General features: G+C 32.2%; 7 protein-coding genes. 6 read left to right on the plus strand and 1 reads right to left on the minus strand.

Features of this window, described 5'->3' with window-relative positions; genetic code table 11:
• Positions 1–384 precede the first annotated feature (384 nt).
• From P3875_RS06420 to P3875_RS06435, 4 genes are all read left to right on the plus strand, one after another.
• Positions 385–5,529, plus strand: coding sequence for a T9SS type A sorting domain-containing protein (locus tag P3875_RS06420; RefSeq protein ID WP_303443124.1), 5,145 nt, complete (start codon positions 385–387; stop codon positions 5,527–5,529).
• Positions 5,530–5,540: 11 nt separating this feature from the next.
• Positions 5,541–6,401, plus strand: a complete 861-nt coding sequence (locus P3875_RS06425; RefSeq protein WP_303443125.1) for an outer membrane beta-barrel protein — start codon at positions 5,541–5,543, stop codon at positions 6,399–6,401.
• 144 nt (positions 6,402–6,545) lie between these two features.
• The gene (locus P3875_RS06430) at positions 6,546–7,670 is read left to right on the plus strand and encodes an ABC transporter substrate-binding protein (RefSeq protein ID WP_303443126.1); all 1,125 of its coding nucleotides are present in this window, start codon (positions 6,546–6,548) and stop codon (positions 7,668–7,670) included.
• Positions 7,670–8,692, plus strand: coding sequence for a FecCD family ABC transporter permease (locus P3875_RS06435; RefSeq protein WP_303443127.1), 1,023 nt, complete (start codon positions 7,670–7,672; stop codon positions 8,690–8,692). Before P3875_RS06430 ends, P3875_RS06435 begins: the two co-directional genes overlap by 1 nt.
• On the opposite strand, the gene P3875_RS06440 is transcribed toward P3875_RS06435, so the two are convergent.
• Positions 8,689–9,537, minus strand: a complete 849-nt coding sequence (locus P3875_RS06440; protein ID WP_303443128.1) for a universal stress protein — start codon at positions 9,535–9,537, stop codon at positions 8,689–8,691. The two genes, P3875_RS06435 and P3875_RS06440, sit on opposite strands and share 4 nt — an antisense overlap.
• A gap of 134 nt (positions 9,538–9,671) precedes the next feature.
• Between P3875_RS06440 and mnmE the strand changes: the two genes are divergently transcribed.
• Both mnmE and P3875_RS06450 read left to right on the plus strand, forming a co-directional pair.
• On the plus strand, positions 9,672–11,072 hold the full coding sequence (gene mnmE, locus P3875_RS06445) for a tRNA uridine-5-carboxymethylaminomethyl(34) synthesis GTPase MnmE (RefSeq protein ID WP_303443129.1): 1,401 nt from the start codon (positions 9,672–9,674) through the stop codon (positions 11,070–11,072).
• 43 nt (positions 11,073–11,115) lie between these two features.
• Complete coding sequence (locus tag P3875_RS06450; protein WP_303443131.1) at positions 11,116–12,072, plus strand: Fic family protein; 957 nt, start codon at positions 11,116–11,118, stop codon at positions 12,070–12,072.
• Positions 12,073–12,138 lie beyond the last annotated feature (66 nt).

Genomic DNA, 12,138 nt, shown 5'->3' on the forward strand with positions numbered 1-12,138 from the left:
ATTAGTATTTTAGGCTGTTTTTTTTTACAATTGTTTAACTAAAATATAAACAAAAATTTTATTAAAAAAAAATAATAATTTGTGAATTTTATACCTAAATTAGTGCTGTTTTTTAATAAAAGTTTAACCAAAATTAAAGAACACAACAATTTTATTTGAAATATAACACTGAGTACCAAAAAAAGTATTAACATAATGTAAATATTAGTATTTACTAACAAAATTAAAATGCATGAAAAAGTAATTACGTATCATTTTAAAAATAAGTTTTTCAACTTATAAAGTGTCTAATTGTTAATTAGAGTTTTTATTATCTTATTTTAAAAAACATTAATTTAACATAACTATTATTAAAAATATAATAGTTTTAAACTTCAAAATTTTATGAAAGGAAAAAAATTAATTTATTTAATTGTCAGTGCCTTTTTATTTGTAACACAATTACAATCGCAAACAACTTATGATTTCAATACTCCTGCTGTAATTTCAAGTGGACCCGCTGGTTTTGGTTTTTGGAATACTCAGGCCGATATTACAATCGGCGGCGTTCCCTACGTATTAACATCAGGTGGAAATGGTTCTTTTACAAATATTAATACAGGCGGAGTTTCAAATAGTAAAGCTTTAAGAAAAGATGGCTCAGGTGGAGATACTTTTACTTTAAAAAGACAAGATGGTCAGCCCTTTCAATTCTACGGAATATGGGTACAACACCAAAGTATGAATTCTTATTCACAATTTTATACTTTGCCTCCATGGTATACATTAACTACTTCTGGTCAAGATAGTTTTACATATCAAGATATGACAGCTATGACAGCTGGTACAAATACATCAAGTTCTAAAACTATTGATGCAGGTGTAAATGGTGTAACAGTTACTTCGGTACAAATTTCATTTCAAGCCATTTTATATTATAAAGTAGATAATATTAAAGTTGGTCCAGTAGTTATTGCATGTACACCACCTGTTTTTAGTTTAAATCCTAGTAATGTAAGTACATGTGATGGAAGTTCTGTAACTTTAAATGCAGCAGCAACTGGTGCAACAGCTTACGAATGGCAAGTTAACACAGGTTCTGGTTACACAACTATTTCAAACGGTGGGCCTTATTCTAATGCTACAACAGCTAATTTAACCATATCAGCTGTATCAACAGCTATGAGTGGCTATACGTACAGATGTGTTGCAATAAACGGAGTTAATACTTGTTTTGCTAACTCAACTGATGCAACTTTAACTGTAGCTAATTTTCCAACAATTACACAATCTCAAATGAATGTGTGGTGTAATGGTGGCTCAAATGGTTCCGCAACCGTTTCCTTAATTGGGGGAACAGGAACTTATGCATATAGTTGGTCGCCTTCAGGCGGAAATGCTTCAACAGCAACAGGTTTAGTGGCAGGTAATTATTCGGTTACAATTTCAGATGGAACTTGTTCTGTTATTAAAAATTTTACAATACAACAACCATCAGCAATTAATGGAACAACTTCGGTTACAAACGTATCTTGTTTTGGTGGTTCAAACGGTAGCATAGATTTAACTCCAACAGGTGGTACGCCTCCTTATACTTTTAATTGGGGTGGCGGTATTACTACTGAAGACAGAACAGGATTAACAGCAGGTGCTTATTCTGTAATAATAACAGATGCAAATGTATGTTCAAAAACTGTAAATGTAACTGTAAATCAACCAACAAACGGAGTAGATGGATCTGCAGTAGTTACAAATATTTCATGTACGGGTGGATTAACAGGTGCAATTGATCTGACACCAATGGGTGGAACCCCACCTTATTCTTATGATTGGGGTGGAGGTATTACAACTGAAGATAGAACAGGTTTAGCAGCAGGTAATTATTCTGTTGTAATCACCGATGCAAATAGTTGTACAAAAACAATTAATGCAACCGTAGGTTTATCTGTACCTGTTTCGGGTACAACTGCAATAACGAATGTATCTTGTTTTGGTGGATCAAACGGAGCTATAAATTTAACTCCAACTGGTGGTACAGCTCCATATACTTTTAATTGGGGTGGTGGAATAACTACCGAGGATAGAACTGGTTTAGCCGCTGGTAATTATTCTGTAATTATTACCGATGCAAACGGTTGTTCGGAAACTATTAATGCTACTGTAAGTCAACCTACATCTTTAGTGAATGGAACCACAGTTGTTACAAATGTTTCTTGTAATGGTGGAGTTAATGGAGCAATTAATTTAACTCCTACTGGTGGAACCGCTCCTTATACTTTTGATTGGGGAGGTGGAATAACTACTGAAGATAGAACAGGATTAGCGGCAGGTGCATATTCGGTAACAATTACCGACGCAAATGGTTGTACTAAAACGTTAAATGTAACAGTGATGCAGCCTACAGCAATTAATGCTTCAACAGTTGTAACAAATGTTTCTTGTAATGGAGGAACAAACGGAGCTATAAATTTAACTCCAACTGGTGGAACAGCTCCTTATACTTTTAATTGGGGTGGCGGTATTACTACCGAAGATAGATCAGGTTTAGTAGCAGGTAATTATTCTGTAATTATTACCGATGGAAATGGTTGTACTAAAACGGTAAATGTTACAGTTACACAACCAACTACAATAATTTTACAAACTAGTCAAGATGTTCCTGCAACATGTGCAAATTCCGCAGACGGTGTAGCTACAGTTAATGTTACTGGTGGTGTTTCACCTTATACTTATAATTGGTCAAATGGCGCAAATACTGCGACTGCAACTGGTTTGGCAGCCGGAACTTATTCAGTTATTGTAACAGATTTTAATGGATGTTCTCAAAATACATCTATAGTTATATCTTTTGTCGATACCACTGCTCCTGTGTTAGATATGCCAGTGTTACCAACAATTACTAAAGAATGTGCAGTAGTAGCTGGAGATATTGTTGCGCCAACGGCTACTGATAATTGTGCAGGTTCTATTACTGCAACAACAATAGATCCATTAACCTATGCACAACAAGGTACCTATACTATTACTTGGTTATATGATGATGGAAATGGAAATAGAACAACTCAAACTCAAACAGTAGTAATTGATGATGTTACAGCACCAGTTACAAATATGAATGTATTACCTACAATCACAAAAGAATGTGCTGTTGTAACGGGCGATATTGTTGCACCTACAGCAACTGATAATTGTGTAGGTACATTAACAGCAACAACTACAGATCCGTTAACATATACCCAACAAGGTACATACACTATTACTTGGGTATATAATGATGGAAATGGAAATACAACCACACAAAATCAAACAGTAGTAGTTGATGATGTTACAGCACCAGTTCCAAACATGACTGTATTACCAACAATCACAAAAGAATGTGCAGTTGTAACGGGCGATATTGTTGCACCTACAGCAACTGATAATTGTGTAGGTACATTAACTGCAACAACTACAGATGCGTTAACATATACGCAACAAGGTACTTATACTATTACTTGGTTGTTTAATGATGGAAATGGAAATACAACTACACAAACTCAAACTGTAGTGGTTGATGACGTTACAGCACCAGTTCCAAACATGACTGTATTACCAACAATCACAAAAGAATGTGCTGTTGTAACGGGCGATATTGTTGCACCAACAGCAACTGATAATTGTGTAGGTACATTAACAGCAACAACTACAGATCCGTTAACATATACGCAACAAGGTACTTATACTATTACTTGGTTATATAATGATGGAAATGGAAATACAACCACACAAACTCAAACAGTAGTGGTTGATGACGTTACAGCACCAGTTCCAAACATGACTGTATTACCAACAATCACAAAAGAATGTGCTGTTGTAACGGGCGATATTGTTGCGCCAACAGCAACTGATAATTGTGTAGGTACATTAACAGCAACAACTACAGATGCGTTAACATATACGCAACAAGGTACATATACTATTACTTGGTTGTTTAATGATGGAAATGGAAATACAACTACACAAACTCAAACAGTAGTAGTTGATGATGTTACAGCACCAGTTCCAAACATGACTGTATTACCAACAATTACAAGAGAATGTGCTGTTGTTACAGCTGATATTATTGCACCAACAGCAACTGATAATTGCGCAGGTACATTAACAGCAACAACTAACGATCCGTTAAATTATACTCAACAAGGTACTTACACTATTACTTGGTTGTTCAACGATGGGAATGGAAATACAACTACGCAAATACAAACAATAGTGGTAGAGGTTTCTCCTTTAGATGTGGTAACATTTGATAATTTAACTACCGTTTATAATGGTTCTGCACACGAAATACAAGTAAATAATTTACCTGCGGGTGCTTCGGTTTCTTATACTATATCACCAGATTCAGGTTTAAACAACGCTGCCATAAATGCAGGTACTTATGTAGTAACAGCAGTTGTTACACCACCAGCTACAGCAGTAAATTGTACAAGTAGAACAATTGTTGCCGATTTAATTATTGAAAAAGCATCGCAAAGTATAACTTTCAACAACTTAGATGTATTGATGTTAGAAAATGCAGCAGATTTTCAATTAACAGCTACAGCTAGTTCGCAATTGCCGGTTAGTTATACCTATACATATGCACAAAGCACTCCTGCGGCTACTGTAACTCCTGAAGGTTGGGTAACTTTGGTTCATTCAGGATCAATCTTAATTACAGCGCATCAAGATGGTAACGAAAACTTTTTACCAGCAGCAACTGTAAGTAGAGAATTGGTTATTGAAAGTGAAGATGCATCAATTCAACAAATCGTAGTAAATGGTCAGGTTTATACTAATCCAGAATCAACAATTTATGTAATGCAAGATTGTGAAAATTTACTAAACAATGTTGAGGTTGAAATTGAAGCTGAATTTGGTTCACAAGTAACTCCTGCTCGCGAATTTTTTATTCAAACACCAAAACCTGGTGTTTATAAGGAAACTGTAAAAGTTGTTTCGCAAAATGGTGCTAATCAAGAAATCTATAATGTTATTGTTGAGCGTCCGTTTGTGTTTGAAGATATTGTAATTCAAAAATTCGATAACACATTATTAGTAAACAACAATCCAAAAACAAATGGTGGTTATAAGTTTGTAGCTTACAAATGGTATAGAAATGATGTTCTAATTGGTACCGAACAAGTTTATTCTGTTGGTAGTACTTTAAATGATCAGTTAGATGAAAACGTTGAATACAGCGTTACTGTTACAACAGACGATGGTCAGGAAATTCATACATGTCCTTCAACTGTTACAAGAGTACACGATTTAAGTATGAAAGTATACCCTAATCCTGTACAAACAAACAGCACATTTACAATTGATTTTGGTACCCCATCAAAATCTTACGAAGGTACAACTGCTTCTATCTTTACAACCGATGGTAAATTATTATTTACAACTCAAATTGTAAATAATAACACGGCAATTACATTGCCTAGTACAATTGCAGCAGGTATGTATATGTTGGTTGTTGAAAACAACGAAAAACAGTTTAAAGAAGTAGTTAAAATAGTTGTTAAACAATAAATTTAAATCAAGTGAAAAATATACGTTTAAATACTTTAATTTTTAAAAGCGCTGCTGTTTTGTTATTTGCAAATACAGTACAAGCTCAGGAATTGCAATTAAACGGTGGGGCACATTTTATTAAGCCTCAGTCCGAAAATGCATTTCCATTCGCCAAAAATTCTGAAGGTTTTTCAGTTGGTTTAGATTATAACCATTACTTAAATAAAAACTTTAGTGTTGGTTTAGGTTTAGCATATTTAAATGCCGATTTTACTTTTGCTAAGGCTAACCTTGAAGGTGCTTATAATGAGCAAGATTTTGAAGGTGATAATTTTGAATTTAGATACAAGGCTGATTATTACGAAGAAAATATTAAAATGCATAGCGTTCGTATTCCATTAACCTTGCAATACGAAACACAAGGTGTTGTTCGTTGGTATATGCGCACAGGCATTATTTATGATTTTCAACCTACAAAAGCTAAGTACAAAGTTAATATAGATAACTTAAGTACATCTGGCTATTATGAGCAATGGGATGCAGAATTACACAATCCGTTGTATGCTGGTTTTGGTGAACAAAATCGCATTGAAACCAAAGGTTCTTTAAAGCTAAAGAATAACTTTTCTTGGATGGTAGAATCGGGTATCAAACAACAATTAGGTACGTGTAATAGTTTGTATTTGGGAATGTTTTTTGAATTAGGATTAAATGATATTAGACCAGAATCAACGTCGGCTAGTACTAATTTAATTAATTATACAAGTGATATTAACAACCCTTTACAATATAATTCGTTGTTAAATGAAAGACTTTATAACGATAAAAAGCTTTCAACCTATACCGTAGGATTTAAATTAAGATACGCTTTTAATTTTGATAAAAAATAAAAGTACTTTAATTAAAAAAAATCTAACGTAAATACAAAAGGCGAACAATAAATACATTGTTCGCCTTTTATTTATTTAAAACATATAAAAATTTTAAAAAATTACTATTTCTAAAGTATCTTTGTATTTGTTAAAAACATTAAAATGAAATTTTTAAAATACCTGCTTTTTATAGTATTTTGTTTTGTAAGTTGTAGTAAAAAAAGCAATTTTAATATAAATTCGGCTCCTAATAGCTTAAAGTATGCAAAAGGATTAGAAATTTACAATTACCCTAATTTTACTATTTTAAAAGTTACCAAACCTTGGCCAAATGCAACTAAAAGCTTCACATATATTTGTGCAAAATCTTTAAAAAACATTCCCGATAGTCTTTCAAAATACACATTTATAAAAGTACCAGTTAAAGAAATAGTAGTTACATCTACAACACATATTTCTTCGGTTGAAGCTTTGAATAATACCGATAAATTAGTTGGCTTTCCTAATTTAAATTACATTTCATCTAAAAATGTAAGGGAAAGAATTAAAAAAGGCGAAATTATTGAACTATCAGATAAAGAAAATTTAAATTTTGAGAAAACTATCAATTTAAACCCACAGTTAATTGTTGGGTTAAGCATCGATAGTGAAACTTCAAAATTCAATCAATTTGAAAAAGCTGGAATTCCAGTGATGTATAATGCAGATTGGGTTGAAACTACACCGCTTGGAAAAGCAGAATGGGTAAAGTTTTTTGGTGTTTTGTTCGATCAACAAAATAAAGCTAACAAATATTTTGAAAATATTGTTACCAATTATCAAAATGCAAAAAAAATGGTTACAAATCAAAGTAAGAAACCTACTGTTTTAAGCGGCGCTATTTTTCAAGATGTTTGGTATGCACCACAAGGTGAAAGCTGGATGTCACAATTTATGAACGATGCAGGTGCACAGTATATTTTTAGCGATACGAAAGGTACAGGTAGTTTGTCACTTTCGTTTGAAACAGTTATTGATAAAGCCTTACATGCTGATTATTGGATAGGACCAGGTGAGTTTAATAGTTTTACCGAAATGATAGCAGCCAACAAGCATTATGCTAAATTTAAAGCGTTTCAAAATAAAAAAATCTATTCATACGCAATGAAAAAAGGCGAAACTGGGGGGATTATTTTTTATGAAGATGCACCCAATAGGCCCGATTTAGTTTTAAAAGATTTAATTGCTATTTTTTATCCTGAAAAGTTTCCAAATTATAAACCATCGTTTATTGAACCGTTAAAATAATGCAGAATAAATACATAAAATATCATTTTTTATTTTTAGGACTTTTAATTTGTGCTGCACTTTTAAATTTAATTATAGGTTCAGTACGTATTCCTGTTTCTAATATTTTAGAAATTTTATTAGGCAATTTTCAGGGTAAAACCAGTTGGGAATACATTGTTTTAGAATACAGGTTGCCTAAATTAATTATTGCATGTGTTGTAGGAATGGCACTTTCAATAGCTGGTATGATGATGCAAACTCTTTTTCAAAACCCAATGGCCGAACCTTATATTTTAGGTGTAAGTTCAGGAGCTAGTTTAGGTGTAGCAGTTTGTATTTTAGGAAAAAGCATGTTTAGTTATACTATTCAAAATTTTTTTAATGGATCGGTTGCCATTATAATATTTGCTTTAATTGGTAGCATGGCAGTTATGTTTATTATTTTAGCATTGGCACAACAAATTAAACAAATAGCAACTTTGCTAATTGTAGGTTTAATGTTTAGCAGTTTTACAAGTGCTTTTGTAAATATTTTGGCTTATTTTTCAACTGCAGACGAACTTAAAAAATTTACCTTTTGGAATTTAGGTAGTTTAGGCAACATAACTTGGGAACAATTACAAATTGTAATACCAATTTTGCTGTTTTTTATTGTACTTGCTTTTTTATTAAACAAATCGTTAAACACCTTGTTACTGGGCGAACAATATGCTAAAACAATGGGCTTAAATATAAAAAACACAAAGTTTTTAATCATTTTTATAACATGTGTTTTAGTTGCAGTTTGCACAGCATTTGTAGGTCCAATAGCTTTTTTAGGCTTAGCAGTTCCACATATATCGCGCAGTATTTATAAAACTACCAATCATTTTCAATTATTTATTGCAAATATTTTAATAGGCGCTTTATTGTTAGTTTTGTGCGATAGTATTTGTCAATTACCAGGTGATCAATTTGTATTACCTATAAATGCAATCACATCTATTTTAGGTGCACCTTTGGTGATTTTTTTAATGCTTAAACGCAATAACCGATTTTAAGTATGTACCTTTTCTTTTAAAACTAAAACAGGAACATCGGCATGATAAGAAAGCTGTTTGCTTAAACTGCTGCTAAATAGCTTTTCAAAAAAGTTTAAATGACGTTTTACAATACACATTAAATCAATAAGTTGGTCGTCTATAAAAAAGAAAACACTGTCTTCAATTTTTTCGTTTAAAACGGTGTGAAAACTAACATGTTCATCATTAAATTCTGTTTTCCAGCTGTCTAACAAATCCATTGTACTATCGCTTTCTTTACGCATCACATGTAAAACTTTTAAATCGGCATTTAAGTTTTTAGTAATTTTAATAAGTTGTTTTAATCCGTTTTTATCACTTTCACGTAGCATTGTAGCATAACCAACATTTGTTAAACGCTTAAATTGCGCTTTTTTAGGAACACTTAAAATAGGAATATCAATATTTTCCATTACATGTAAGGTGTTCGATCCTAATAGTTTTTTTTCTAAACTATTGTTACCGTTGGTACCCATAACAATGAAATCTATTTGTTCGTCTGTAATAATTTTTTGTAGGATCGAAAGCATAATACCTTCTTCAAAAATAAAAGTCAATTGCAGGTCATTACAGTCATTTTTTTCAGCAATAGCTCTTAAATTAGGGACTTCTTTTTTAAAATTCTCAAAGTTATTTAACTCTATAGAATTATAAACACTTTGAATTAGCTCTGGTTGTCCTGCCGACGTAGTAGAAATAACAGGCATTTCGTACGTATTTAAAACAAAAATTTCAGCATTAATACTTTTTGCTAATTTTAATGCATAAATAAATGCGTTGTGAGCAGTTTCAGAAAAATCGGTAGGAAATAAAATCTTTTTCATTGTTTTTTATTGTTTGATTTAACTGATAGAAATTTACGAAAATTCTTTATAAATTCATATAAAAAACTATAAAATCTATCAATATTTTAAATAGTGTAATTTATAAACTAACTTTGCAATAAAATATTTTTTCTATGATTTTAAACGATACAATAGTTGCGTTAGCATCGGCTTCAGGTGCGGGAGCCATTGCGGTAATACGTGTTTCGGGTCCAAATGCAATTAATATGGTTGCAAATGTTTTTAATTCAATAAAAGGTAAAGATTTAACTAAACAAAAATCGCATACCTTGCATTTGGGGTATATTGTTGATAATGAAAAAATTATAGATCAAGTTTTAGTTTCTTTGTTTAAAGGAACAAATTCATATACTGGCGAACCAACTGTTGAAATTTCGTGTCATGGATCAACATATATACAACAACAAATTTTACAATTATTGTTACGTAACGGCTGTAGAATGGCAACGGCAGGTGAATTTACCATGCGATCGTTTTTAAATGGAAAAATGGATTTGTCACAAGCCGAAGCAGTTGCCGATTTAATTGCCAGCGACAACGAAGCCAGTCACCAAATTGCAATGCAGCAAATGCGCGGTGGTTTTAGTAACGAAATTGCCAAATTGCGCGAAGAATTATTAAATTTTGCATCGTTAATAGAATTAGAATTAGATTTTAGCGAAGAAGATGTTGAATTTGCCGATAGAACTGCCTTTAGAACATTGGTAAATAGAATTCAATTTGTTTTAAAACGATTGATAGACAGTTTTGCTGTTGGAAATGTTATTAAAAACGGAATTCCTGTTGCTATCGTTGGCGAACCAAATGTGGGTAAATCTACTCTTTTAAATGCCCTTTTAAATGAAGAACGTGCCATTGTTAGCGATATTGCCGGTACAACGCGTGACACTATAGAGGATGAATTGGTTATTAATGGAATTGGGTTTCGATTTATTGATACCGCTGGAATTCGTGAAACTACCGATGTAGTAGAGCACATAGGTATTCAAAAAACTTTCGAAAAAATAGAGCAAGCACAGGTTGTGATGTACTTGTTTGAAAGTTTAAAGTTTAAAGAACAAGGTGATGCTTATGTTGTTGAAATTGAAAAGATTAAAAATAAATATCCTCAAAAACCACTTGTTGTAGTGGTAAATAAAATTGATTTGCTTTCCGAAGCCGAAATTACCGAAATTGCAAAAAAATTAGGTAATTTAAATAGTGTGTTACAAACTATTTCGGCAAAGAATAAATTTGGAATTGATGCATTAAAAAATCAATTATTAGAATTTGTAAATACAGGTGCATTGCGTAATAACGAAACCATAGTTACCAATACACGTCATTACGATTCTTTAATTAAAGCATTAGAAGAAATTCAAAAAGTTCAATATGCTTTAGATGCAAATGTACCAGCCGATTTAATGGCAATTGATATTAGACAAGCTTTGTACTACTTTGGCGAAATTACTGGTGAAGTAACTAATGATGAGTTACTTGGAAATATATTTGCTAATTTTTGTATCGGGAAGTAATAATTCTCTACCTTTGTGATAATATCAAATGATACTATCATAAATGCGACCTCCTTACACCATTACAGAAAAAATTGTTTCGTTAGTGGCTTCTATTTCAGAAAAGATAGGAGAAATTAACGCTACTCATTTATATAAACCTGCCACCGAATTACGAAAGAAAAACCGTATTAAAACCATTCAATCTTCTTTAGAAATAGAGGGCAATACTTTAACTGAAGAACAAATCACGGCGTTATTGGAAAACAAAAGAGTGATTGCACCACAAAAAGATATTTTAGAAGTTCAGAATGCGATTAAGGTCTATGAACAACTCACCAACTTCAATCCTTTCCAATTAAGAGATTTAGAAAAAGCTCACGCTATATTAATGAATGGTTTGATTGATAATGCTGGAAAATTAAGGACTACCAATGTTGGAATTGTAAAAGGTTCAAAAGTGGAACACATTGCTCCAAGTGGAACTATGGTAAATGGGTTGATGAAAGACCTTTTTGAGTATCTGAAAAAAGACAACGATTTAATTTTAATCAAAAGTTGTGTGTTTCATTATGAGTTTGAATTTATACACCCATTTTTAGATGGAAACGGAAGAATGGGAAGATTGTGGCAAACATTAATTCTAATGCAACAATACCCAGTTTTTGAATATTTACCTGTTGAATCACTCATCAAGCAAAAACAAAGCGATTATTACAACAAGTTATCCGAATCCGATAAAAAAGGAAATTCCACACCGTTTATCGAGTTTATGTTGGAAATCATTTTAGAGTCATTAAACGGACTTTTTCAATCGCAATCCGTAACACTTCATACAGAAGATAGGATACGCTTATTTAAAGAAAAAATAGGCAAGAATATGTTTAGTAGAAAAGAGTATATGCAGAATTTTAAAAACATATCTGCACCAACAGCAAGTCGTGATTTAAAATGGGCCGTAGAACAAAATCTTTTAACTAAATTCGGAGAAATGAGATTGACAGAATATCAGTTTAAGTAACCAAATTTCCCCCGAATTTCCTTTAAAATCGTCTTGTTTTCAAGTCTATTTTTATTATATTTAAGG

This window comes from Myroides sp. JBRI-B21084, assembly GCF_030545015.1.
Classification (GTDB): domain Bacteria; phylum Bacteroidota; class Bacteroidia; order Flavobacteriales; family Flavobacteriaceae; genus Flavobacterium.